This is a genomic window from Stenotrophomonas sp. ATCM1_4, from assembly GCF_004348115.1.
Classification (GTDB): domain Bacteria; phylum Pseudomonadota; class Gammaproteobacteria; order Xanthomonadales; family Xanthomonadaceae; genus Stenotrophomonas; species Stenotrophomonas capsici.
In genome coordinates this window covers 414335-440081 of sequence record NZ_QPFB01000001.1, presented here as the reverse complement: position 1 = coordinate 440081, position 25747 = coordinate 414335, and the positions used below count along the sequence as shown (strand labels likewise).

12 protein-coding genes are annotated in these 25747 nt (G+C 67.9%); 4 read left to right on the top strand and 8 right to left on the bottom strand.

What is annotated here, in order from left to right; genetic code table 11:
- Positions 1-53 precede the first annotated feature (53 nt).
- Entirely contained in the window at positions 54-716 is a 663-nt protein-coding gene (locus ATCM_RS02045) for an RIO1 family regulatory kinase/ATPase (RefSeq protein ID WP_132862600.1), read from the top strand.
- Between the two features lie 123 nt (positions 717-839).
- Here the strand turns inward: ATCM_RS02045 and ATCM_RS02040 are convergent, their stop codons facing one another.
- Positions 840-1178 (bottom strand): P-II family nitrogen regulator, encoded by a 339-nt coding sequence (locus tag ATCM_RS02040; RefSeq protein ID WP_057635941.1) that lies wholly within the window; start codon positions 1176-1178, stop codon positions 840-842.
- A 179-nt stretch (positions 1179-1357) separates the two neighbouring features.
- Between ATCM_RS02040 and ATCM_RS02035 the strand changes: the two genes are divergently transcribed.
- The 3 genes from ATCM_RS02035 (at position 1358) to ATCM_RS02025 (ending at position 4891) form a co-directional block, all read left to right on the top strand.
- Positions 1358-1615: an accessory factor UbiK family protein gene (locus tag ATCM_RS02035; protein WP_132862599.1), complete on the top strand. Its 258-nt coding sequence runs from the start codon at positions 1358-1360 to the stop codon at positions 1613-1615.
- Positions 1616-1625: 10 nt separating this feature from the next.
- Positions 1626-3143 carry a YifB family Mg chelatase-like AAA ATPase gene (locus ATCM_RS02030; protein ID WP_132862598.1) on the top strand — a complete coding sequence of 506 codons (1518 nt, stop codon included), beginning with the start codon at positions 1626-1628 and terminating at the stop codon, positions 3141-3143.
- Positions 3144-3364: 221 nt separating this feature from the next.
- Entirely contained in the window at positions 3365-4891 is a 1527-nt protein-coding gene (locus ATCM_RS02025) for a hypothetical protein (protein WP_132862597.1), read from the top strand.
- A gap of 9 nt (positions 4892-4900) precedes the next feature.
- Here the strand turns inward: ATCM_RS02025 and ATCM_RS02020 are convergent, their stop codons facing one another.
- From ATCM_RS02020 to ATCM_RS01990, 7 genes are all read right to left on the bottom strand, one after another.
- Entirely contained in the window at positions 4901-6364 is a 1464-nt protein-coding gene (locus tag ATCM_RS02020; protein ID WP_132862596.1) for a PLP-dependent aminotransferase family protein, read from the bottom strand.
- A 549-nt stretch (positions 6365-6913) separates the two neighbouring features.
- Complete coding sequence (locus ATCM_RS02015) at positions 6914-9661, bottom strand: DUF11 domain-containing protein (RefSeq protein WP_132862595.1); 2748 nt, start codon at positions 9659-9661, stop codon at positions 6914-6916.
- Positions 9662-9804: 143 nt separating this feature from the next.
- On the bottom strand, positions 9805-13530 hold the full coding sequence (locus ATCM_RS02010; protein WP_207911766.1) for a hypothetical protein: 3726 nt from the start codon (positions 13528-13530) through the stop codon (positions 9805-9807).
- The gene (locus ATCM_RS02005; RefSeq protein WP_165931100.1) at positions 13527-19823 is read right to left on the bottom strand and encodes an Ig-like domain-containing protein; all 6297 of its coding nucleotides are present in this window, start codon (positions 19821-19823) and stop codon (positions 13527-13529) included. Before ATCM_RS02005 ends, ATCM_RS02010 begins: the two co-directional genes overlap by 4 nt.
- Positions 19824-20470: 647 nt before the next feature.
- Positions 20471-21034 carry a flavin reductase family protein gene (locus ATCM_RS02000; protein WP_132862593.1) on the bottom strand — a complete coding sequence of 188 codons (564 nt, stop codon included), beginning with the start codon at positions 21032-21034 and terminating at the stop codon, positions 20471-20473.
- A gap of 95 nt (positions 21035-21129) precedes the next feature.
- Positions 21130-22725, bottom strand: coding sequence for an alkaline phosphatase D family protein (locus ATCM_RS01995; protein ID WP_132862592.1), 1596 nt, complete (start codon positions 22723-22725; stop codon positions 21130-21132).
- A gap of 11 nt (positions 22726-22736) precedes the next feature.
- Complete coding sequence (locus ATCM_RS01990) at positions 22737-25670, bottom strand: TonB-dependent receptor (RefSeq protein WP_132862591.1); 2934 nt, start codon at positions 25668-25670, stop codon at positions 22737-22739.
- Between the last annotated feature and the right edge of the window lie 77 nt (positions 25671-25747).

The window sequence follows — 25747 nt, the reverse complement described above, 5'->3', positions numbered from 1 at the left end:
GACCGGCAGTTCACGACGCTTTCCGCGCCCACGCCGCGTCAGGAAGGTCTGCCATGAATTCCCTGCCCGCCTTTGACGGTGAACATGCCGTCGTCCCCACCCCCAACCTGCTCAAGCGCGGCGAACGCCTGCTCGAGCCCGACGTCTACCGCACCGAGCTCGATGGCCGGCCGGCCGTGGTCAAGGACTACCGCCGCTACCGTGGCACGCCGCTGGCGCCGGTCGCGCGCCTGCTGGTCCGCCGCGAGGCCCGGGTGCTGGAACGCCTGAAAGGCTGGAAACATGCGCCGGCGCTGCTGGGCACCCTGGGCGGCCTGGCGCTGGGCATGGAGTTCATCCCCGGCGATACCCTCAGCGCCGGCGTGCAGGGCGTCACCCAGGAAGTCTTCGACCAGCTGCAGAACGCGCTCGGCCGCCTGCATGCCGCCGGCATCACCCACAACGACCTGCATGGCACCAACGTGGTGGTCAGCGCCGGCGTGCCGGTGCTGCTGGATTTCACCTCGGCGTGGCGCTCGCCGCGCTGGTTGCGCAACGGGCCGATCAGCCGCCAGCTGCGCCGCAGCGACATGAAGAACCTGGTGAAGATGCGCCAGCGCCTGACCGGCCAGCGGCCGAGCGCCGAACAGGTGGCACTGCTGGCCGAGCCGGGCTGGGTGCAGGCCATTCGCGGTACGTGGAAGCGCCTGTACCGGCGGATCAAGGGCCAGGAGTGACCACGCGGGGCGCGCAGCCCTGGCGTGATGGGGCCTGATGCGTTGGTTCCGGGCGGAACCGGGAGCCGGAGCCCCCTCCCCGGCGATGCGCTGCCGGGATGGCGTCCCGGCCTGCGCGGCGGCTCAGAGCGCGTCGGCGTCCACTTCGCCGGTGCGGATGCGCACCACGCTGCCCAGGTCGTAGACGAACACCTTGCCGTCGCCGATCTTGCCGGTACCGGCCGCCTTGACGATGGCTTCGACCACTTCGTCGGCCTGGGCGTCGGTGACCGCCACCTCGATCTTCACCTTGGGCAGGAAGTCGACCACGTACTCGGCACCGCGATAGAGCTCGGTGTGGCCCTTCTGCCGGCCAAACCCCTTCACCTCGGTGACGGTGATGCCGGCCACGCCACGCTCGGCCAGCGCTTCACGCACATCGTCCAGTTTGAACGGCTTGACGATGGCCATGATCATCTTCATCGGTCGCTTCCCTCGGGTTATCTGTCCGAAGGATACCCTCTACGCCGGTGCGCTTGGCCACCCCGGCCAAGGTGCCGGCATGGGCATTACGGACTATCCTTACCGCCTGTCATAACGGACCCCGATGCGCCGCACGCCGCCGACCCACTAGGCTCGGCCAATTCCTGCGGAGACCCACCATGATCGACCTGAACCACATCGACGAACTCGCCCGTCGCCTGAGCGACCTGGTACCGCCGGGCCTGCGTCAATCGCGCGAGGAGCTGCAGGCCACCTTCAAGAGCGCCCTGCAGGCCGGCCTGGGCAAACTGGACCTGGTGACCCGCGAGGAGTTCGAGGTGCAGCGCGCCGTGCTGCTGCGCACCCGCGAGAAGCTCGAGGCGCTGGAACAGGCCGTCTCCGCGTTGGAAAGCCGCACCGACACCCCGTCCGCCTGAGCCGGGCCCGATGAGCCTGGCGCTGGTGCACAGCCGCGCCCGCGCGGGTGTGCACGCGCCCCCGGTACGGGTGGAGGTACACCTGTCCGGTGGCCTGCCTTCGAGCCAGATCGTCGGCCTGCCCGAGGCCGCCGTGCGCGAATCGCGTGACCGCGTGCGCGCCGCCCTGCTCTGCGCGCAGTTCGAGTATCCCGCGCGGCGCATCACCATCAACCTGGCACCGGCCGACCTGCCCAAGGACGGCGGCCGCTTCGACCTGCCGATCGCCCTGGGCATCCTCGCCGCCAGCGGCCAGATCGACCGCAACGCGCTGGCCGGACATGAGTTCATCGGCGAGTTGGCGCTGACCGGCGAGCTGCGCGCGGTCGACGGCGCGTTGCCCGCGGCCATTGCCGCCGCGCAGGCGCAGCGCACGCTGGTGGTCGCCGAAGGCAATGCCGCCGAAGCGGGGCTGGCGCGGCATGCGCAGGTCAAGGTGGCCCGCACCCTGCTGGAGGTCTGCGCCGGCGTGAGCGGCGCCAAGGCGTTGCCGGAGGCAAGCGTGCCGATGGCCACGCCTTCGCCACAGCCGGACCTGGCCGATGTGCGCGGCCAGCAGCAGGCGCGACGTGCCCTGGAGATCGCCGCCGCCGGCAGCCACCACCTGCTGATGCTGGGTTCGCCAGGCTGCGGCAAGACGCTGCTGGCCTCGCGCCTGCCCGGCATCCTGCCCGATTCCAGCGAAGCCGAGGCCCTGGAGACCGCGGCGGTCGCTTCGTTGAGCGGGCGTGGCTTCGATCCGGCGCACTGGCGCCAGCGCCCGTTTCGAGCCCCACACCACACCGCCAGCGCGGTGGCGCTGGTGGGTGGTGGGTCGCACCCGCGCCCGGGCGAGATCTCGCTCGCGCACAACGGCGTCCTGTTCCTGGACGAATTGCCGGAATGGAACCGCCAGGCGCTGGAGGTACTGCGCGAACCACTGGAGTCGGGCACGGTCACCGTGTCGCGGGCGGCGCGCAGCCTGGAATTTCCGGCGCGGTTCCAGCTCGTCGCCGCGATGAACCCGTGTCCATGCGGCTGGGTGGGGGATGCCAGTGGCCGCTGCCGGTGCCCGCTGGAAGCCATCCGCCGCTACCGGGCGCGTATCTCCGGACCGCTGCTGGACCGCATCGACCTGCACCTGCAGGTGCCGCGCCTGCCGCCGGCGGAACTGCGCGGTGATGCACCACCGGGCGAGGACAGCGCGACCGTGCGTGCGCGGGTGATGCAGGCACGTCACCGGCAGCTGGCGCGGGCCGGCAAGGCCAACGCGCACCTGGGGCAATCGGAAACCCTGCGCGATTGCACGTTGCAGGCGGCCGACCACGACCTGCTCGAACAGGCGATGGAACGGCTGCAGCTGTCGGCGCGCTCGATGCATCGCATCCTGCGGGTGGCACGGACCATCGCTGATCTGGCGGGGGCCGCGGCGATTGAACGGGCGCACCTGACCGAGGCGATCGGGTACCGGCAGCTGGATCGCGGGAGCGCGGCGGGGGACCCGCGGTAGTCCTGCGTGTGGCGTTGGGGCGTCAGGGGCGATCAACGGCCCCGCCCCTTGCGGGAGGGGCGGAAGCGGGCCGATGACGGTCGGCAATGGCCTGCGCAACGGCGGCCCGGGGCAGGAAGGGCCAGGGAAGACGCGATCATGTGAGACGCGACGCTTCCCCGATTCATGCAACTGACCAACAATCCGCCCACCATTCCCGCGTGCAGCGACGGAGCCGTCCCATGGAACGCATCGAACGCCCCTACTACCCGATCATCTACGTGCGCGGCTATGCGATGACCCGCGACGAGATCGTGGAAACCACGTCCACGCCGTTCATGGGTTTCGAGGCGGGCTCGACCAAGATGCGCCAGGCGCAGGACGGCTCGGTGGTGAAGTTCGTGTTCGAATCGCCGCTGGTGCGGCTGATGAAGGACCACAACTACCGCGACGTGTACGAGTTCGGGGCCGAGCGGCGCGACCGCATCTCGCCGCGCTGCATCGTCATCCACCGCTACTACGACCCGGCCGACCCGGCCTTCGGCGATGGCCGGACGCCGTCCATCATCGATGCCGCCACCAGCCTGGGGCGTCGCATCGAGGAATTGCGTGACAGCGTCTGCGGCAACAACGCCGCCATGCGCCGCGACTTCCGCGTCTACCTGGTCGCCCATTCGATGGGCGGGCTGATCTGCCGCTGCCTGCTGCAGAACCCGGAGGTGGCCAGTGCACAGACCCGTGCGATGGTCGACAAGGTGTTCACCTACGCCACCCCGCACAACGGCATCGAGGTCGGCGGGATCAACCTGCCCAACCTGCTGTCGATCAATGACCTGAACAACTTCAACCGCACCAATATGGGCAAGTACCTAAAGGTACCCAAGGACAAGGTCAACACGCTGGGCAAGGCGGAGTTCCCGCCGCAACGCATGTTCTGCCTGATCGGCACCAACAGCCGCGACTACGCCGCCGCGCATGGCCTGTCCTCGTTCGCGGTGGGCGCGCTGAGCGATGGCCTGGTGCGCATCGCCAACGCCTACGTGGAAGGCGCGCCACGCGCCTTCGTCAACCGCAGCCACAGTGGCTACTTCGGCATCGTCAATTCCGAGGAGGGCTACCAGAACCTGGTGCGCTTCCTGTTCGGCGATACCTGCGCCACGGCGCAGCTGGACATCACCGCCCTGCCCTTCCCGCCCGAGATCGAGGCCGCGCGCCGCAAGGGCAAGAAGATCCAGTCCTCCTACTACATCGAGTCCACGGTCGCCCCGCGCGGTGCGTATACCTACGAGCTGACCTCGCGCACGCAGGCCAACCAGTGCGCCATCCGGCGCAGCTACGATGAGATGTTCAATGCCGACGGCAGCGTGCGCCGCGAGGCACGCTCGCCGGTGCTGTTCTCGGTGTTCCTGGACAGCGGCAGGATCATGGCCGGCAGCGAGATCGCCTTCTCCATCGACCTGGCGGTATGCAATGCCGGCTACGAGGTCGATGGCGCGCTGTTCCTGAAGAACCACATCCCCGGCGAGCACCTGTTCCGCAACACGCTGGTGCTGTTCGCCAAGCCGGCCGATGGCGGCGGCTGGCGCCTGCGCTATGTCTGGAGCGACGACCAGTGGGCCGGCGGGCCGAAGAACGAGGCCGAGCTCGACGCCGCGCGCACCAAGGCGATCGGCATCGTGCAGCAGGCACCGGATGTGTTCTCGGTGCCGCTGCGCTCGGCCAAGGGCTTCGCCGCCGAGCTGAAGCTGTCCCTGTCGGCCTGGCAGTGAGGGCCGCGCTCAGCGGCCCCATTCCGGCGGCGTGAACAGCCCCGGGCGTGCCAGCGGCGACGCGGTTCCCGCGGCCCGGTCCAGCTCCTGGTTGAGGCTGTCCACGAACACCGGCTCGTTGAGGTAGGCCACGTTCAACCGCGTCCACGGCGAGACCCGTTCCGGATCCAGCTGGAACAATGCGCCCGGGGCCAGCACCACGCCGCGCGACAACAACCGCGTGGTCAACTGGTGGGTGTCGGTGATGTTGGCAAAGCGCGCCCACAGGTACAGGCTCTGCGCCGGTTCGGCGAACACGGTGGCGCCCATGCCGTGCAGCACCTCCAGGCCCCGGGTGGTGGCCGCGCGGGCGCGATCCTGCAGGCGTTTGACGTGGCGCAGGAAGTTGCCCCCGCGCAGCATCGCCTCCAGCACCCGCTCGGCGTACTCGCTGCCTCCCAGGTGCAGCAGCAGCTTGATGTCGGCCAGCTCCTCGACGTGGGCCTTGTCGCCGGCGATGAAGCCCACCCGCAGCGAGGCGGACACCGATTTGGAGAAACTGCCGACGTAGATGACGTTCTTCAGCTGTGCCATCGCCGATACGCGCGGCGTGGCGTTGGCCTTGAAGTCGGCCATCGCATCGTTGTCGACGACCAGCAGGTCATGCGCGGCCGCGAGCTTGGCCAGGCGCTGCGCGACGTCGGCCGAGATATCGGTGCCGGTGGGGTTGTGGGCCACCGACTGCATGAAGAACAGGCGCACCTTGTTCCGCTGCAGGATGGACTCCAGCACGGCCAGGTCCGGGCCATCGGCGCGCCGCGGCACCGCCACCAGGTTGGCCCCCTGCAGGCGCAGCTTGCCGTACAGCGGGTGGTAGCCCGGCTCCTCGACCAGCACCGTGTCGCCGGGACGCACGTGGCAGCGGATGATGATGTCCAGGGCGTGGTTGGCACCGAAGGTGGCCACCACCTGTCGGGGGCCGACCTCGATGCCGTAGCCGGCCAGCCGGCGGACCAGGTGCTGGCGCAGCGGCAGGTGACCGTAGCGGTTGCCGTAGCGGAACAGGTTGGCCACGCCGGAGCGGACGATATGCCGGTGGAAGCGGTCCACGCGCATGTCCATCAGCCACTCCACCGGCGGGAAGCCCTCGCCCAGATGCGCGCGGCCGGGTTCGCGCACCGCCTGCTGGCGCATCAGCCAGATGGTGTCGATGGCCTGGTTGTAGGCCGGTGGATCCTCGTCGGTATCGCGCTCGCCCAGTCCGGCCATCTCGCGCACGTAGAAGCCTTTGCCATGGTGTGGTTCGACCAGGGCCCGCTCGCTGAGCAGATCGAAGGCGGCGATCACGGTGTTCTTGGAGTAGCCGTTCAATCGGGCGTACTCGCGCAGGGAGGGAAGCTTGTCACCGGGCTTGAGCGCGCCGGCCAGTATCTGCCGGCCGATATCGGTGGCGACTTTTTCAGCCAGGGAGAGAGGGGGGTAGTCGACAGTCATGGTTGTCCATACGGCAGATGCGTCCAATCGCGCCACAGGGATGACGGACCCAATGCGTGTGCCCGTCGGCGAGCGGACTGTCCATGGATGCCTGAAGCATCGGGGCCCGCATCGCAGCGCGCCGCTACTGTCGTCGCAAACTGTACCTCCGGGCGAAGCGTGCAACGCAACGCTCCATCCCGGTTGGGCGACAGCACAGGCGACTTCTTATGTGTACCAGATGCGACGCCGGGCGCAGTGGAAAACCTTGCAGAACATGTCGGTGCTGACATGGATCTGCATGGACCGATCCAGCCATCGCATTGAACGTCCTTCGGCACCGCGCTCGCTCCACGCACGATGTCGTCGCGTGTCAGCCCTGCCACAAAGCGCGGCAAGGCCCGATAAGGATTTCATCTGGCTTTCACGCCAGCGGCATCAACAAAGCACGCCGGATGCCGGCGATAGCCGCGCTTCCGCGCACAGATCCAGCAATGGATCGCTTCGTCCCATCGCATCCTTGCAACGGGACGTCGGCACATGCGCACGATGCGCAGGTGCCGGTGGCGCTCAGTCGGCGCTGCAACGCAGCTTCAGCTCCACGCTGCTGTCCTTCGGCAGGCCGGGAATCGTCAGGCCGGTGGTCGACTGCAGCGCGGCCACGGTAAGCGGTGTCGGGCAGCTGGCGCCGCCAGTGCTGGTGCAGGTCAACGCACTGCACGCCAGGCCAGCCACCGCCGGGTCGCGCACGACCGCGCCGTCCGCCGGCTGCGGCCCCTTGTTGCCGATCACCAGCGTGTAGTCGAACGGCATGCCCGGCACCACCGCGGCAGCGTTGTTGGTCTTGGTGATGTACAGGTCGACATCACTGCGCTCGTTGACGAACTCGCACTGGTAGACCTGCGAGGTGGCCAGCGTGCCGGCCGGCAGCGTGTAGGTGCTGCCGTTGAGAGCGCCCAGCACCGTGCCCTGGCTGTTCCGGCAGGTCGCCGACGCCAACCGCCAGCCCGGGGCGACCGTCTCGCTGATGGTCACCGCCTGCGCGGTCACGTCCACCGTGTAGGGCTGCACGCCGTTGGCGGCGTTGCCGTCCGCGTCCACCTGCGTCGGCGTGCCGGCGGTGGTGGTGGTCACCTGGCCGCTGGCATGGGTGCGGGTATTGGTCAGCGCGAAGGAGAACGGCCCACCGGTCGCGCCGGTGGTGGTCTTGCTCAGCGCGATCACCGGCGGCAGGGCCGGCGGCGGCGCGGCCGGGCACCGAGCGCCGTCCAGGTTGCTGGAGGTGGGCGCATTGGGTGCCAGCACGTCATAGAACATCGCACCGCCGCTGCCACTGACGTTGAAGATCCGATAGACCAGCCCCGGCGGCGTGGTCGCACCCGAGCGGTAGGCGTACATCGTGCCCGCGCTGTCGAAGAAGATGCCGCCCCAGCCACCACTGCCCGGTGACAGCGGCAGCGCCAGCGGCAGGTCCACCTTGGCACCCGTGGCGGAGTTGACCCGGAACACCACCCCCGTGGTGTTGTTGACGCCGTAGATGTTGCCATCGGTCGGGTGGAAGGCCATGTCCGAGGACTGCGCGAAGGCGGTCGTGGCCACCGGCGAGCCGACCACGGCGTTGGTGGCCACGTTGATGTAATAGAGGCTGCCGGCGTTGGCGGCGGCGTAGTAGCCGGTCCCCGGCTGGACGTCGGCGACGACGAACTGTCCGCTGAAGCCCAGCCCGCTCGGCGCTGCGGCGAACGGCAGGTCGGCCACGCCGTTCTGGCCGATGCGCACCAGCCGCGGTACGTCGCCGGCACCGGTGCCCTTGTAGTAGCCCCACAGGTAGCCGTCCTGCTGGCGGAAGCCGATGCCGTTGACGCCGCTGTTGGCCAGCGGGCCACTGGTGCCGAGCAGGCTCATGGCACCGGTGCTCAGGTCCATGGTGTAGAGGTTGCTGTCACGGGTGACGAAGGCATCGGTGGGGCACGTGGCAAACGGCGCCGGGCACAGCACGGTGAAGTTGGCGGTGGCGCTGTTGTCGTCCGGGTTCATGTCCGAGAAACCGGAGCTTGCCGGGAACACGGCTGCGGCGGTGTTGCTGACGGTGGCGTTGCACTGCGCGCTGTCGGTGACGTAGCCGGTGATGCTGAAGGTCAGCACGCCGCCCGGGGCCAGCGTGTAGTTGCTGGTGCTGATGCTGCCGGTGCCGCTGGCGGCCGGGCAGGTCGAGCCGCTCGAAGCGCTGCAGGCCCAGGTGGCGTCGCGCAGCTGGCTGGGCAGGCTGTCACTGAACAGCGCCGCGTTGGCCGGGGTGATCGTCGGGGCCTGGTTGCCCGCGTCGACGGCGTTGATGTCCTTGTTGGTCAGGGTGACGGTGTAGCTGAGCCGGTCGCCCTTGGCGGCCTGCGGCGTGGACACCTGCTTGGTCACCACCAGGTCGGCCGGGGCACGCACGAACACCTCGCGCACCTCATGCACGTTGACGTAGCCGCCGGTGGAACCGCCAAAGCCCAACCGCAGGTTGGCCGGGGCCGCGTAGGCGAAGTCCTGGTTGCTGATCAACTGGGTCATGGTCTCCGGCGTTGCGCCGTAGAACACGTTCACCCGGTAGCCGGTGCCGCTGCCCTTGGGGACCAGCACCAGGCGCACGCGCCGGTTGGTCGTCGGGCGCGAGGTCACGCCGGTCACGTCCAGGGTCTGCCCACCGGGCAGGGTCAGGCCGGCCACGTAGGGGTTGCCGCTGCCGACCGGGCCACGGATGGCGATGCTCTGCGGCTGGCGGGTGGCGCCGTGCGGCGTGATGCCGGTGCAGGCATCGGTCACCGTCCGTGCGTCGCTGGAGAAGTTGCCGAACTCGTCCAGCGCCACCGCGAGGTAGCCGCCGTTGCCGTGGCAGAAGCCCAGGCTCGCGCCCGGCTTGGCGCCGGCCATGCTGCCGTTGGCGTCGTACAGGAACGCACTGATGCCATCGGCGCCATTGGATGCCACGCCGCCCCAGCTGACGTAGTCGAACTCCAGCAGCACGCCGCTGGAGGACGGGAAGCCCGAGCCGGTGTACAGGCTGACGCCGGCCTGGTTCTGCCGCTTGGTGGTCAGGCGCAGCCAGCCACTGCCGTTGGCATCGTTGGTGTTGGTATCGGAGATTGCGCCGTAGCCGCCGGTGAGGATGTTGCTGTCATCCACGGTGCCGGCGTTGTCCACCTTCGGGATCGACCAGCCTGGCGCCGTGGTGTTCCGGAAGCTGGCATTGACCACAAACTGCGCCTTGGCCTGCACGACGTGGCCAGCCAGTGCACCGGCCGCCACCACCACGATGGCTTTCTTCCAACTCATCAAGATCCTGTCCCCCATGACTCTCTGGCGTCGCACCCGGCCACCGGGCCAGGCGCACGCCGCTTGGTTTGGTTCAATGACGGGAAGCCCGCGGGTGCTTCCCGAAGGGATGGCGCGGGCCAGCCGCGCCAGCGGTCCGCGCATCAGTAGCTGCCCACCACGTTGAGGAACCACCCCCGGTGGTCGTAGTCGAAATCGGTGAGCTTGTCGCTGAAGTCGGTGAAGTTGTAGCCGACGCCGACACGGAAGTTACGGCCGATGTCGCGGTCCAGCCCCACCAGGGCACCCTGCCGGCGGCCACCGTCCTTGACCGCCAGCGAGCGGTACTCGGCCAGTGCGTGCCAGTTGGTGGTGACGCCATAGCGCACCTGCCCGGCCAGGAACGTCGCCGCCGAATCGGCCCAGGCCCCGGTCATGCGGCCCATCCGCACTTCGCCCTCGCGGCGAGCCGCCTTGAGCGCGAACTCCCAGTGGTTGAGCGGGCGGTACACGCCCTCGAACGACAGCACCTGGCTGCGCTGGTCGTAGTAGGCGCTGCTGGTATCCTGCGCCAGCGTGGAGACGTCGTACAGGTACGTGTAGCGGCCCAGCAGTCCCCAGCGGGTGCTGTTGAACGGGCGGTAGGCGAAGCCGAGGTTGCCTTCGATAAACTTCGCCCCGGCCAGCGGATCCAGCGCGTCGTCGGTGTCGGAGTAGTTGAAGCGCGCGGCGATGCGCAGGCTCTCGCTGAACTTGTGGGTCAGTGCATTGGTGGTCACCCACTGCACGCGGCGCTCGGCGCCGCTGTCCTTGCGCCACTCCAGCTTGCTGCTCCACTGCGTGGCCGACGAGGTGCGGCCACCGCTGAGGCTGACCGCGCGCCGGTTGATGTTGCCGGTGCCACGGTCCAGTTCCGCATCCTGCAGCTGGAAGCCCAGGTTCCAGCCCACGCCGGGATAGAAGTCCATGCCGAAGGTGTGGGCCAGCCCGGTTTCGTTCGGTGCCTTCAGGTACTGGCTCTCGTTGAACACGTTGACCTGGTTGGACAGGCGCCAACGCTGGCCCAGCGTCCAGCCATCACGCTGGGTCGGGCTGAACAACGAGTCGTAGCTGCTGCTGGTGGCGTTGGTGAAGGTGTAGTTGCCGTAGATCGAATGGTCCGGGGTCAGCCGGTACTCGGCATTGACCTGCGCCGCATCGCCGCGATCACCCTGGGTGACTTCCGCACCGACGCTGGAGAGGTTGCCGAACTGGTAGTTGCCGCCCAGCGTGACCGCATCATTGCTTTCGTACTTGCCACCATCATCGTCCAAGGTGACCTGCGCGGTGCCGTACAGGTCGAGCATGTTGCCGAAGCGACGCTTGTACTGCAGTGCGCCCAGCGTGCCGATGCCCTGCCCGGTGTAGCGGTTCTCGTCGACGCGGCGCAGCTCGGCACTCAGGGTGTCGACGTCGGTGATGCGCCATTCGCCGGTCAGCTGGCTCTGCTCCAGGTACTCCGCGCCGCGCTCGGCGCGGCTGTAGCGGCCGTAGAGGTCGATATCCGGGCTGAGCTGGCCACGGAACTCGGCGCCGTGCTCACGCACCTCCTCGCCGGTGTCGTAGCGGGCGATCGAGTAGCCGGCGTCGACACGGCGCATCCACGCGCCGGCCGACCAGTCCAGCGCGGTCCAGCCCATTTCCTTGAAATTGACGCGCGCCTCCACCGAGGTGGCATCGCCCTGGCGGCGTGCGCCCAGGCCGGAGTTGAGCTCGGCGAAGGTCAGGCCACCGTTTTCCGAATAGAACACCGGGGCGCTGGTGGCCTCGGTGCGGGCACGTTCCACCTTCACGTAGGTGCCGCGCCCGGCCTGCAGGGTGAGGTCGGCCGACGCCAGCGTGTAGTCGTCGCCGGCCCGGTTCTCATCGACGTAGGTAGCCCCCACGCCAACGTGGTCGCCGAACCAGTGCTTGGCGCGCACGCCCGCGGTGACCTCATCGGGGTTGAAGCCGGTCGGCAGGTATTCGTAGTCGACCAGCAGCACCTGGGTGTAGCCGTCCAGCGGGGTGTCGCGCGACAGGCGCGGCAGCCCATCCCGTGTGACGATGGACAGCGCGTCGGACAGGATCAACCGGCCCTGGAAGTTGTCGACCTGGTAGTCGGCACCGGGCTGCAGGTCGATGCGCTTCTCCACGCGGCCGGTGGTGGCATCGCGGATCTCGATGGCGACCTTCTCCGAGCCCGGCAGGATGTCGTTGTGGCGCAGGTAGTACAGGCTGCCGCCGGTGCCGAGGAATTCGCTGTGGCCCGGCGCGGTCTGCGCCTCCGAGCCGAACGCGCGCACTTCGCTGCGGGCATCGCCCCACGGGTTGGTCGCGCGGCTGCGCCAGTTCAGCGCGCCGCCGTACAGCGAACGCGAATACTGGCCGTACTCGGTGCCGGTGAAGCCGGTGTTGAAGTTGCCCCACAGGGCCTGGCTCTTGTCCCAGTCCACCCGGACGTACAGCCGCCCCTGCGTGTCCACGTCGCGGTAGGTGGTGGAGTCGTCGCCATAAACCGGGTAGTACTGGTCTGGGTCCAGGCGGCGGAACACGTCCTGCGGATCGGCATCCCAGAAGCCACGGAACATCTCGTTGACTTCGCGCTCCTGGGTATCGGCCTGCGCGGTGACCAGGTACTTGCCCTTGACCTTTCCCTTCAGATAGAACGCCAGGCGGCCGTCGACCACCAGGTCCTTCTCGTAGCGATCATCCTGGCCCAGCGGTTCCAGCGAGCCGGACACGCTGTTGCCAGACAGGGTGAAGTCGGCCAGTGCCACGGCGAACATGTAGCGGCCGGTGACGTCGATGTCCAGCTGGTCGCGCACCGTCATGCCGTGGGTGCCGGCACTGATGTCGATGTCGAAGCGGTGCTGGCCCACCGGCACCAGGTACTCGGCGACCAGCTTGCTCTCCATGTCCACCGGCTGCATCTGGCCGTTGATGCGGACGCTGGCCTGCTCGGGCAGGTTGCGGCCCTGGATGCGGATGCGCGAGCCGTAGATCGGGATGTTCTGCTGGCGCAGGCTGTCGCGGCCGAAGCTCTGGTCGACCAGGCTCTGCAGCTGCGCATCGTCGGTGCTGAACGCAGCACCCTTGCTGCGCTCCACCGCGTTGCGCAGCATCTGCGTGCCGCGCTCGGCTTCTTCCGGGCGCACCAGCTGCAGCCGGCTCGGGTAGGTTTCGTCGACGCTGCCATCGGCGCCGTAGGCACGCACGATGTAGACCAGTTCGTCACCCACCTTGGGCCGGTAACCGGACGGCAGGCCGCCATCCCATTCCAGCGTGGTCGAAGCGGCCACCGGCAAGGCGACGGTGGCGACCGGATCGACCAGGTCGGTGTCGGAGGCACGGAACACCCGCACCTCGGCACGCTGGATGAAGGCCGAATAGTTGTTGAAGGCGTAGAACTGCACAGGCTTGGTGATGCGGCTGCCATCGAACGGCACCAGCGACGGTGCCGACAGGCTGAAGGACGGCTTGCCCAGGTTGGGGTCTTCCGTGGCCCAGATCACGCCGCCATTGGGCAGCTGCAGCGACCACTTGCCAATGGCCACGGCCTGGCCCGGCTGCAACGGCATCGCCGCCTCATTGCCCGGCTTCTCCGCTTCCACCGACACGCGGCGGTCCGGGGCCAGTGCAGCCGAGCCGCTGGCTGCCTGCGGCACCACGGTCTCGCGCTTGCCGCGGCTGTTGATGCGGAACAGCATGCCTTCCTGCCCATTGCAGCCTGCGGCATCACAGGCTGGCTCGACCGCATCGGTTGCCGGGCCACGGGCAATGGCCGGCGCCTGCGCGGCCTGGGCGTAGACCGCCGGGGCCATGCCCGACAGCGCGCACAGCAGTGCGTAATCCAACAGTTTCATCTTCATGGCTTGGCCTCCTGGACAGCACGCTCAGATGGGGCGTTGAGCTCGCCAGGGACGATTTCGACTCGAACATCCTTCCGCTGCGCTTCGGGCATGGCGGCGGTGATGGCATCCAGCACCGCCCTCGCACGACGCATCCCCAGTGCGTCGTTGTGGGCATCGGAAGCCCGGCGGTCGGCATGGCCGGTGATCTTCACCACCCGGCCGTCCATCTCCACCAGGTACGCACCGATGCGACGCAGCAGCGCGCCGTACTCCGGCTTGATGTTGGCCGTGTCGGTGTCGAACAGCACGTTGCCCAGCACCGGCCAGGACGACAGCCCCACCACCGTGCTGACCGCATCGGTGGTCACCGTGCGCAGGCTGACCCGGGTACGCGCGGCGACCTCGGCGGGCAGTTCGGCCACCAGCGCCTTGCGCACCGCCACGGCGCGCTCGAAGGCCAGCAGCTCGTCCTCGCCCTGCGCACCGATCACCACCTCCCCACCGTCGTGGGCGCGGACCTGCTCGGCCATGCGGCCGATCATCGGCTGGTACTGGCTGCGGATCTGCGCGCTGGCCGGAGCGAACATCACCTGGCCCAGCTCCATCTCCACCTGCTGCATACCCTGCCCCTTGACCAGGCCCGGCGGCAGCTTCACGCCGAAGTCGAAGCGCACCGGCAGCCCCGGGGTGATGCGGCGTACCAGCGGGTTGGCCGTGGTGAACACGCTGCCCGGCGGCAGGGTGGCCGGGTCCACCTTCAGGATGAAGTTGCGACCGCGCTCGTCGCGTCCGCCGTCGATGCCGATCAGGTTGTAGCGACCGAACTGGTCGGTCTCCACCAGCAGCCCTTCGACCGAGGCGATGCGCACGCCCGGGATGCCGCGCTCGTCCACGCCTTCGTTGCGGATGACGTAGTCCACGCGGTAGCCGCCCTCGACCTGGCTGATGCGCCGTTCCACGCTCGGCACGGCCGCGGTCAGGCCGCGGGCGGCGTCGCCGCCGTCGGCGCTGACCACGGTGGTGCCGGTCGCGTCCATGCGCAGCGTCGCGCCCTGGCCGGTGGTCAGCACGAAGTCGCCGGTGAACTCGGGCGCACGCAGCAGCTGGCTGACCACCACCTCGCGTGCCTGCGCCGGATCGGCGTCGGACTGGCGCCCACCGATGCGGCCGATGGCGATGCCATGCAGCAGCGGCGCACTGGCGTCGGGCTCGGGTTGCGGCCCCTTGCCGTGATCGACCGTGGTGGAACTGGCGATGTATGCGCCGGCGGCGAAGCCGCCCTGCACGCGCACGTCGGTCATTTCGGCGCTGTCCTGCCAGCCATCACCGTCGCGGTCGTCGAACACGGTACCGATCAGGGTGGATTCGTCGGTCATCGGGTCGGCCACCATCTGCACCGTGGCGGTGGCCACGTTGGAGACGCGGCTGCCGTTGTCACGCATTTCCGCCGTGTTGGTGTGCAGGCCGGCGCGCACGCCGGCGCCCACGCGCAGCAGGTAGCTGACCGTGGCACGGCCACCACTGGCGATGTCGATCTGGTCCACGCGGATCGGATGGCTGCCGACCTGGCGGCCGACGCCGTCACGGTCCGCCACTTCCAGCGAGCCTTCCACCAGGGTGAAGCCGGCTGGCGGGGTATCGACCAGCGTGCCGTCCACGACGTCGACGCTGCCGATGTTTTCCAGCGTCACGGTGTAGCGGACCAGGTCACCGACCTTCACGTCGCGCGGGTTGGCCTGCTTGGTGACACGCACCTGGGTGCTGCCTTCGACGGTCAGGTTCACCGTGGCGGTGTCGCAGACCGGGGTTGGCACCGACAGGTCGCAGATCCGGTACACGAAGCTGTCCTGGCCCACGAAGCCCGGGTTCGGCGTGTACACGCAGCTGCCGACGGCGCAGCTCACCGTGCCATTGCCCGGCGGGGTCAGCACCGTCACCGACGCCGGATCCAGCGGCACCCGGGTGGTGGTGTCGTTGCCGATCACGTTGACGCTCACGGGCGTGTCGACCTCGGTCCTGCCCGTGTCGTCGATAGCCTCGATTCGGTTGGGCTTCACCACGATGACGACGGTGGCCGTGTCGCAGGACGCGGTCGGCCTGGAGGTGTCGCACACCCGGTAGACGTAGGTATCCGTGCCGGTGAAGTTCGGGTTCGGCGTGTAGGTCACCGAGCCGTCCGGGTGGACCACGACGCTGCCATTGGCCGGCGGCGTGACCACGGTGACGCTGCCCGGGTCCAGCGGGATGCCGGTGGTGGTGTCGTTGCCGGTCACCGGCGTGGTGACCGGGGTGTTGGGCTCGGTGGTATCGGCGTCGTCCTTGGCCTCGATTTCGTTCGGCAGCACGGTGATGGTCACCGTCGCCGTCGCGCAGTTGGCCGGATTGCCGTTCTCGCAGATCCGGTAGGTGAACGTATCGGTCCCGGCGAAACCCGGTGCCGGCGTGTAGGTCACCGTGCCGTCGGCGTTGATCACCGCATTGCCATTGGCCGGCGTGCTGACCTGGGTCACCGTGACCGTCGTCGGATCCACCGGTTGGCCGTCGAGGCGGTCATTGCCCAGCACCGACACCGTCACCGGCGTGTTCTGCGGCGTGGTCGCCGCATCGTCGCTGGCGGTGATCGGGTGCGCCTTCAGGGTGATGGTCACCGTGTCGGTCGGCGGCACCAACGTACCGCCGGTCGGCGTGCCGTTGGCGGTGGCGATGTTGGTCACCGTGCCTGCAGTCACGTCGGCCTGGGTCACGGTGTAGCTGGCCGTGCAGACCGTACTTGCAGCGGGTGCCAGCGACGTCACCGGGCAGCTGACCGTGGCGATCCGGTCATCGGCCACGCGCAGGCCGTTGATGGTCACGTTGCCGGTATTGGTCACCGCGTACTGGTAGGTGATGACCTCGCCCACCACCGCATAGGTGGCCTGCTGGGCGGTCTTTTCGATGCTCAGCGATGCGTTCTGCACGACCGGCGTGGTCACCGTCGGCGCGCAGTCCGCCGCGGTGGCACAGGCATCGCGCGTACCGGTGGTGACCAGCGCGGTGTTGATCACCTTGCCGGCATCCACATCGGCCTGGGTCACGGTGTACGTACCGGACAGGGTGCAGGTCGCACCCGGCGCCAGCGTCGTGCAGCCGATGCTGGACGGGGTGAGCTTGCTGTCGGCCACGAGCACGTTGACCAGGGTCATGTTGCCGGCGTTGGTGGCCACCACCGAATAGCTGATCGCATCGCCCACGCCATACGGGCCCGGCGAAGTGACGGTCTTGGTCGAGGTCAGCTTCGGGGTCTGGGTGATCGGTGTGGTCACCGTCGGCGCGCAGTCTCCGGCGGTGGCGCAGGCGCCCGGGGTGTCAGTGCCGATGGTGGCGGTGTTGATCACCTGGCCGGCGTCCACGTCGGCCTGGAGCACGATGTAAGAACCGCTCAACGTGCAGCTCGCGCCCGGTGCCAGCGTCGCGCAGGTGGTGCTCGACGGCGACAGCTTGGTATCGGTGACCACGACGTTGGTCAGCGTCATGTTGCCGCTGTTGGTGGCCACCACCGAATAGCTGATCGCATCGCCCACGCCATACGGACCGGTCGAGGTCACGGTCTTGGTCGAGGTCAGCTTCGGCGTCTGCGTGATCGGCGTGGTCACCGTCGGCGCACAATCCCCCGCCACGGCACAGGCACCGGGCGTATCGGTGGTGATCGCGGCGGTGTTGATCACCTTGCCTGTATCGGCATCGGCCTGAAGCACGGTATAGGAACCGCTCAACGTGCAGCTCGCGCCCGGTGCCAGCGTCGCGCAGGTGGTGCTCGACGGCGACAGCTTGGTGTCGGTGACCACGACGTTGGCCAGCGTCATGTTGCCGCTATTGGTGGCGACCACCGAATAGCTGATCGCATCGCCCACGCCATACGGACCGGTCGAGGTCACGGTCTTGGTCGAGGTCAGCTTCGGGGTCTGAGTGATCGGCGTGGTTACTGTCGGCGCACAATCCGCCGCCACGGCGCAGGCATCGGGCGTATCGGTCGTGATCGCGGCGGTGTTGATGACCTTGCCCGCATCGGCATCGGCCTGCAGCACGGTGTACGAACCGGTCAGGGTGCAGCTCGCGCCCGGTGCCAGCGTCGCACAGGTGGTGCTCGACGGCGACAGCTTGGTGTCGGTGACCACCACGTTGGTCAGCGTCGTGTTGCCGCTGTTGGTGGCGACCACCGAGTAACTGATCGCATCGCCCACGCCATACGGGCCGGTCGAGGTCACCGTCTTAGTCGAGGTCAGCTTCGGGGTCTGGGTGATCGGCGTGGTCACCGTCGGCGCACAGTCGCCGGCGGTGGCGCAGGCACCCGGGGTATCGGTCGTGATCGCGGCGGTGTTGACCACCTGGCCGGCATTGATATCGGACTGGAGCACCGTGTACGAACCAGTCAGGGTGCAGCTCGCGCCCGGTGCCAGCGTCGCGCAGGTGGTGCTCGACGGTGACAGCTTGGTATCGGTGACCACGACGTTGGCCAGCGTCATGTTGCCGCTGTTGGTGGCCACCACCGAATAGCTGATCACATCACCCACGCCATACGGGCCGGTCGAGGTCACGGTCTTGGTCGAGGTCAGCTTCGGCGTCTGCGTGATCGGCGTGGTCACCGTTGGCGCGCAGTCGCCTGCGTTGGCGCAGGCGCCAGGCGTATCGGTGGTGATCGCGGCGGTGTTGATGACCTGGCCGGCATTGATGTCGGACTGGAGCACCGTGTACGCGCCGGTCAGGGTGCAACTCGCGCCCGGTGCCAGCGTTGCGCAGGTGGTGCTCGACGGTGACAGCTTGGTATCGGTGACCACGACGTTGGTCAGCGTCATGTTGCCGCTGTTGGTGGCCACCACCGAGTAGTTGATCGCATCGCCCACGCCATACGGGCCGGTCGAGGTCACCGTCTTGGTCGAGGTCAGCTTCGGGGTCTGGGTGATCGGCGTGGTTACTGTCGGCGCACAATCCGCCGCCACGGCGCAGGCACCGGGCGTATCGGTCGTGATCGCGGCGGTGTTGATCACCTTGCCCGCATCGGCATCGGCCTGCAGCACGGTGTACGAACCGGTCAGGGTGCAGCTCGCGCCCGGTGCCAGCGTCGCGCAGGAGGTGCTCGACGGCGTCAGCCGGGTGTCGGTGACCACCACGTTGGTCAGCGTGGCGTTGCCGCTGTTGGTCGCGACCACCGAATAGCTGATCACATCGCCCACGCCATACGGACCGGTCGAGGTGACCCTCTTGGTCGAGGTCAGCTTCGGATTCGGAATGTCGACGATGGCAGTGCCTTGGCAACGCTCGTCCGACGGACAACTCGCATCACCGCCGCCGGTCACATTCGCCACGTTGGTCACACGGGAGGCCGCCGCAGCGGTGGGCGTCACCGGGATGACGAAGCTCACCGCATTGCCGGCGCCGATCGCCATGCCTGCGGCAACCGTACACGTCACCGTCTGCCCGCTGGCAACGCAGCCCGGCGGCAGGGTGCCGATACTGAGGCCCGCAGGCACCGAATCGGTGATGACCGCCGGCGCCGTGGTCGCGCCGCTGCCGACGTTGGTCAACGTCAACGTGTAGCTGGCCGGTGTTCCAATCGTGAAGGTGGTGGAACTGGCGGACTTTTGCAGGCTCAGTTGCGGCGAGGTGATGATCGTCGTCACCGCGCTGCTGTTGTTGCCCGGGGTCGGGTCGGAGGTGCCGGCCGGCGCGGTGACCGTGCCGGTGTTGACCACGCCCACGCCGGACGTCCCGGTCGTCGCGGTGGCCTGCAGGATCACCGTGCAGGTCGCATCCTTGGCACCGGTGAAGGTGCCGCTGACCGTGTTGGCCGATGCGCCGGCCGAACACGCAGCCGCCGGGACGGCACTCAGCACGCTCACCGAGGTGAAGTTGCCCGGCACCACGTCGGCGAAACTCGCCGACGTCACCGCGCTCGGCCCGATGTTGCGGATTTCCAGGCGGAAGCGGACCACCGCGCCCTGGTTCACCGTCGCCGTGCTGGAAACGAACGTCGCACCGCCATCGGTGCTCTGGGTCTTGATGATGGACAGGTCCGACTCGCGCGTGAGCGGATCGGTATCGGCGGCCGTGCACACGCCGTTGCTGAAGGCCACGGAGTTGGCCGGCGTCGATTGGCCGGCGAGCGTGGTGCAGGTGGTGCCGACGTTGGTCACGCCACTGGGCGGGGCCACCGTGGCTTCATTGCGGACGTTCTGCGCGTGCACTCCCAGGGGAGCGAGCAACAGCCCGACGAGTGCGAACACCCCCGGACGCATGACGCGACCGATGCTGGAAACAACTGGCTTGGCAAACACACGCAGCTCCAATGGGCCCGCCAGGCCCATGCATTAAACGCGCTCCCCCCGTGCACGCTGGAGCGGCGATCCGAAAGCAGAAAAAGCCCCACTTCCCCCGACGCGGCGTTGCCCGACCCATGCCTGACGGCTCCCCTGGCACGGATCCGGGGCGGCGCAAGCCTTTGCGCCGCAATCACATCCGAATATCAGATGCAATGTCTTGAAACGCTACACGTCACAATTTATGACGAACCTACGTCACAGTTTCGAACGAAATATTAGCGAAGCCCCCTCATCGCCAGATGAAGGAAATTTCACGACGTAGCGGGAACGCGGCTTTTTCCGGGCTGGAGCGCCCTGTGCGCTGCGGTGGCGATGCCCACACCGGCAGCTTTTTCCTTGTGCTGGCGCTGTTTCGAGTGTCTTGGCGCCCAGCGGAGGCGCATGCTGCCGTCAGCGGTGTGGTCGCGCCGTGATCAGCCGGCGCCCGGCGCCGGCGCTGCACCGGATGTCGCGGCGGACAGTCGAACGCCTGGATGCAGCCGGCCGCGGTTGCCCGGGACCGGCCGGATGCGCAGCAACCCTGTGCAGCACGGCCGGGCCGCCCATCCAAGTCATTGATTCGAAACATGAAGTTACCGGGACAGGGACTACCCGGGCGCGCATCACGGCAGCATGTCAGGCCTGAACATCGCGCGCCGGCTGATGACCTTGCCGGCCACCATGAATGCGCCGTCGCCGGTGTAATGCAGCGTCCGCGGATGGCGCGGGGAAGGCGCCACATGCGCCTTGACGACTTCGAAGATGAAGAAGTTGTAGCGCTCCACCAGCGCGTCATCGCGCAGCCGGCACTCGAAGTGCGCGTGGCATGCCGCGACCAGCGGAGCGCGAACGATGCTGGCCTGCGCCGTCGCCAGGCCATACGCGGCGAACTTGTCGACCTGCGCGCCGCTGCTGTTGCCCACGCGTACCACGCTGTCCACCAACGCCTCGGTCGGCACATTGATCACGCACTCGCGGCTGCGGCGGATCATCTCGAAACTGTGGTTGCCGCGGGAGATCATCAACCCGACCAGTGAAGGCGAGAACTCCAGTACCGTATGCCAACCCAGCGTCATGACGTTGGAACGCCCCTGCCAGTGCGAGGAGACCAGCACGATGGGGCCGGGCTCCAGGTAGCGGCGCACGTTCTGGACCGGGAAATCCTGCTTCTGGCGAGGCGATGGCATCAGCGCGCTCCTGTGGTGACCCCATCATGCCGCCACGCACGCCGCCCTGCCAACGCACCGACCGCCGTCGACACGCGACGGCCGGGCGCGAACGATCAGGCGGGCTGCAGGCCCGGACGGCCGTGGGCGATGGCATAGCGTCGCCAGCTTTCCAGCTTGCCGCCGGGCTGCATCACCTGGTCCAGCGTCTTCATGTCGCCGATCCAATGGTCACGGGTGACATCACACAGCACGTAGCCGCGTTTGTCGGTGGTCGCCTTCAGGTGTGGGCTGTGCTGCAGCAGGTTGCGCGCCAGTGCATCCTCGCCCTGGCCGTCGCCACCGGAGGTGATCGAGGTGGCCAGGAACTCGCTAGAGATCACCCCGCTGTCGGCGTTGTCCTGCACCAGGTCGCTGGCGTAGTGGCGGTGCGCATCGCCACAGGCGGTGACGACATTGCCGAACCCCACCCGCTGGATGTGATCAAGCAGGCGCCGGCGGCTGTCCAGGTAGCCGGACCACTGGTCGTCGGAAGACACCAGCACCCCGTCCTTCTCGCGCAGGTAGTTGCCCAGCGACACCTGGTGGGCAATCGTGTGCCAACGCGGCGTGGCGTCGGACAGGCCATCGAACAGCCAGCGTTCCTGCGCCGCGCCCACGATGCTGCGTTCCGATGATTCCACCAGGGCACGCTGCGTCATGTCGACCTGGCGGCTGCGGTACTGGCGGGTATCGAGCAGGTGCAGGTCCATCAGCGTGCCGTAGCGTGCGCGCCGGTACATCTGCATGTGGCCATCCCGCGGGAAGGCACTGCGTCGCAGCGGCATGTTCTCGTAATAGGCCTGGAAGGCCTGTGCACGGCGCAGCAGGAACAGTTCGCCTGGCGTCCCGTCCTGATCCTCCGCGCCGGCCCAGTTGTTGTCCACCTCGTGGTCATCGAAGGTGACGAACCACGGCGCGGCCGCATGCGCCGCCTGCAGGTCGGCATCGCTGTGGTATTGCGCGTAGCGGCGCCGGTAATCATCCAGCGTGTAGGTCTGCGGGCCCACGTGGTTGCGCAGGTTGGTGAATGGCTGCCCGTTCATGCGGCGCACGCCGGGCTGGCTCTCGCCTTCGTAGATGTAGTCGCCGTAGTGGAAGACGAAGTCCAGCGGCTCCTCGGCGATGCAGCGCCAGGCGGTGTAGTGGCCCTCTTCGTAGTGCTGGCAACCGGCCACCGCGAAGCGGACCCGGTCCACCTCGGCCGTGGGTGACGGCAGCGTGCGGGTGCAGCCGGTCGCACTGGCGTGGCCCGCAATACTGAAGCGGTACCAGTACGGCCGTCCCGGCGCGAGCCCTTCCAGCTCCACGTGCACCGAGTGGCCCAGTTCCGGATGCGCCAGCGCCGACCCGCTGCGCAGCACCCGGCGCATGCCCGCGTCATCGGCCAGCTGCCAGTCCACGATCAACGGCCGCGCCGGCATGCCCCCGCCGTATTGCAGCGGCTCGGTGGCCAGCCGCGTCCACAGCACCATGCCATCCGGCGCGGGGTCGCCCGAAGCCACGCCCAGGGTGAACGGCGTGCCGGCAAAGCGTGGCGTGGCCAGCAGGTTGCGCGGGTTCAAGGCCTTGGCATCCAGCTCGGCGGCCAGGGCGGCGGCGGTACCCATCCATGCGCCGGCCGTGGCCAGCCCGGACAGCACCAGGAAGCGCCTGCGGTTGATCTTGTCCATGGCGCACCTGCTCAGTTGTAGATGATGTGGAAGTAGTAGAAGCGGCCGTAGTCGTCGATCTCGGTACGGAAGCGCCCGTCCGGCCCAGTGCTGTAGGTCGGCTGCGTGTTGAACAGGTTCTTGGCTTCGTACTTGAGCGTGAAGTGCTTGCTGACCTTGTGGCTGAAGGCCAGGTTGAAGGTCATGTACGGGTCGTAGTACGAGTCCAGCCACTGCGTGTCACCGAAGTCCACCAGCATGCGCGTGCGGTAGGTGCCGGAGACGCGCAGCTGCGCCTTCTGCCAGGGCATGCGCCAGATCACCGAACCATTGAGCGACCAGTCCGGCTGGTACAGCAGGCGGTCCAGGCGGCGTTCGGTGCCGTCGCTGATCTTGTAGTCGGTCTGCCCGTCCAGGCGGGTGGCATTGAAGAACATGTCCAAGCGCTGGCGGCCCCAGCGCAGGTTGCGGTTGGCCACGGCGAACTCCACGCCGCGCAGCTTCGATTCGTCGGTGTTCATCGGCTGGGTCACCCGGTAGGTGGTGTCACCGATGTCCTGGAAGGTGGTCAGGGTGTAGATGTCGTCCTTGATCACCTTGTCGAACAACGCCACCGAGACGATGCCGTTGTTGCCGTTGAAGTACATGTCCCAGGCCAGGTCGATGTTGGTGGCCCGGCGTGGGTCCAGGCCGGCATTGCCCTGCTTGATGGTGCAGAAGCCACGCCCGTCCTGGTCGTCGCTGCAGCTGCTGCTGGTGGCCTGGGCGATGTTGCTCGGCGTCGGCCGGCCCAGCGTCTGGCTGGCCGAGAATCGCAGCCGCTGGTCCTCGCCCAGGCTGAAGGTGGCGTTGAGCGACGGCAGCAGGTTGCTGTAGCCGCCGCTGCTCCTGCGGAAATCCGCGGTGTACGTGGTGCCGCCGTTGGCGCTGTACGGGCTGTAGGCGTCGAACAAGGTGTCGTCGTAGCGCAGGCCGCCGATCAGCAGCAGCCGGTCCCAGGCGTAATGCGCCGAGACATAGGCATTGGCGATGTCCTCCACGTACTTGTAGTCACTGGTGAAATCGGCGTTCGGGTAGGCCGCGTCGTTGTTGCCCAGCGTCGGCAGCAGTTCCTCGGTCCACTTGGGGTTGTCGATCAACGGGAAGCCCGGCACCGTGCCCAGCAGCGTCGCGCCCGGGTACAGGTAGTCGTTGAGCGTGGCGCCGGTCTTGTAGTAATCGAAGTCGATGTCCTGCCAGATGTTCAGGTGCCGGTACTCGGCGCCGGCGGCCAGCCCGAAGCCACGCGCATCGGCACCGATGTTGTGGGTGAAGTCGACGCGCAGGTTGTCGATCGTCTCCTTGGCATCGCGCGGCGAGATGTACGCCTGTGCCGGGTTGAGCTTGAGCGCCGAGCTGGTCAGCAGGCTGGGGTCGGACACGCCCACTGCATTGGGGAAGCCATGCTTGTCGTTGGCATAGTCCACGAACAGGTTGCTGGGATAGGCACGCACGCCCCAGTAGGTCTGGGTGTTGTTGAAGGTTTCCTCGGTGTGGCCGCCGCGCAGGGTCAGCCGGGTGTCCTGGCCCAGGTCCCAGCTGAAGTTGGCGATCGCACCACGGTTGCTGCGGTCCCAGCGGTCGTGCCGGTTCTTGATGTAGATGCTGTTGATCTGCGTGGTGCCGCCCTCGGCGGTCTGGTCCCGGATCGGGAACTTGGCGTTGGAGTACAGGTCGGTCTTGTTCATCGTCGAGTTCTCGTAGAACCGGTACGAGTACAGCAGCAACGAGCCGTAGAACGGGTCCTGCGAGGGCTTCCACTCCAGCTTGGCCGAGCCACCGAAGTTGGTGATGAAGTTGGTGTAGGTGCCGGTGCTGAAGTTGCCGGGCGCGCGCAGCCCGTTCCAGCCCTTGAGTTCGGTCGGGTCGGTGCTGCCGTCGGTCAGGTACTTGCCCGCGTCGTTGAAGTAGTAGTTCGACTCCACCCAGCGCTTGGTGCTGTTGCGCGAGCGCTGCTCGTAGCGTGCCACCGCGACGATGCCGAACTGGTCATCGGCGCCGAACTGGTCGGAGAACACCAGCTTGGCGCTCTTGCCGAAGTGGCCGAGCGTCTTGTGGTCACCGCCGGCACTGCGGTCGACATTGGTCTGGGCGGTGGAGTAGATGCCGGCAACGTCGGCGAACACATACTTGCCGGAGCGATCGAACGCACTGCGGCTGATGATGTCGATGACGCCGCCAATCGCGTCCGGCGCCTGCTCGGCGCTGAAGCTCTTGTAGATGTCGGTGCGGGTGCCGATGTCGCTGGGGATCAGCTGCAGGTTGTTCATGCGCTCGCCCGAGCCGCTGCCGCCGACGCTGGCAATGGCGATGCCGTCGATGGTGGTGTAGTTGAGGTTGGCCTGCACGCCGCGCACGGTGACGTAGCGCGGCTCGCCGGCGTCCTCCACCGCACTCAGCCCCGGCGCCGCCATCAGGCTTTCGGCGAGCGTCTCGTCGCCGTAGCTGTCCATCTCGTCGTAGATCACCGAGTCCTTGATCACCGGTGAGTGCTTCTTCTGGTCGATGACCTCGTGGGCGGCGATCACCTTGACCGTGCCCAGCGTCGCGGCGGCGGCCGGGACGCTCTCGCGCGGCCTGGGCGGCGGCGCGGCCGGCGCGCGCGGTGCCGGTGCCGGGTCGATGGCGATGACGTTGCCTTCCATCACCGTGTAGCCCAGTCCGGTGCCCTGCAGCAGCGTGTCCAGCGCCTGCCTGACCGTCGCGCCCGGTGCCACCGCACCGGCCATGCGTGGCGTGCCGGCGGCCGCGTACAGGAACTGCACCCCGGAGCTGCGCGAGAGCTGCTCCAGCGCGCGGTTCAGTGGCTGTGCCGCGATCGGTGCGGCCAGGCGCGCCTCCAGCCCCTGTGCAGCGGGCGCGGCGGCATGGCCGGCAAAGCAGGGGGAGAGTGCGAGGACAACCGAGAGGTAGAGCTTGTTGCGCATCACGATTCCTGGGAGGAGGTAGGCAGTTGCGCCGCCGTCGAAAGCGAAGACGGCCTATTCCAGGAATGAGCGGGAAA

Coding starts and splice junctions, on each gene's coding strand:
- ATCM_RS02010 (WP_207911766.1), bottom strand. CDS start 13,530: ATGAAGATGAAACTGTTGGATTACGCACTGCTGTGCGCGCTGTCGGGC.
- ATCM_RS01995 (WP_132862592.1), bottom strand. CDS start 22,725: ATGGACAAGATCAACCGCAGGCGCTTCCTGGTGCTGTCCGGGCTGGCC.
- ATCM_RS02030 (WP_132862598.1), top strand. CDS start 1,626: ATGAGCCTGGCGCTGGTGCACAGCCGCGCCCGCGCGGGTGTGCACGCG.
- ATCM_RS02000 (WP_132862593.1), bottom strand. CDS start 21,034: ATGCCATCGCCTCGCCAGAAGCAGGATTTCCCGGTCCAGAACGTGCGC.
- ATCM_RS02020 (WP_132862596.1), bottom strand. CDS start 6,364: ATGACTGTCGACTACCCCCCTCTCTCCCTGGCTGAAAAAGTCGCCACC.
- ATCM_RS02015 (WP_132862595.1), bottom strand. CDS start 9,661: ATGAGTTGGAAGAAAGCCATCGTGGTGGTGGCGGCCGGTGCACTGGCT.
- ATCM_RS02040 (WP_057635941.1), bottom strand. CDS start 1,178: ATGAAGATGATCATGGCCATCGTCAAGCCGTTCAAACTGGACGATGTG.
- ATCM_RS02035 (WP_132862599.1), top strand. CDS start 1,358: ATGATCGACCTGAACCACATCGACGAACTCGCCCGTCGCCTGAGCGAC.
- ATCM_RS01990 (WP_132862591.1), bottom strand. CDS start 25,670: ATGCGCAACAAGCTCTACCTCTCGGTTGTCCTCGCACTCTCCCCCTGC.
- ATCM_RS02025 (WP_132862597.1), top strand. CDS start 3,365: ATGGAACGCATCGAACGCCCCTACTACCCGATCATCTACGTGCGCGGC.
- ATCM_RS02045 (WP_132862600.1), top strand. CDS start 54: ATGAATTCCCTGCCCGCCTTTGACGGTGAACATGCCGTCGTCCCCACC.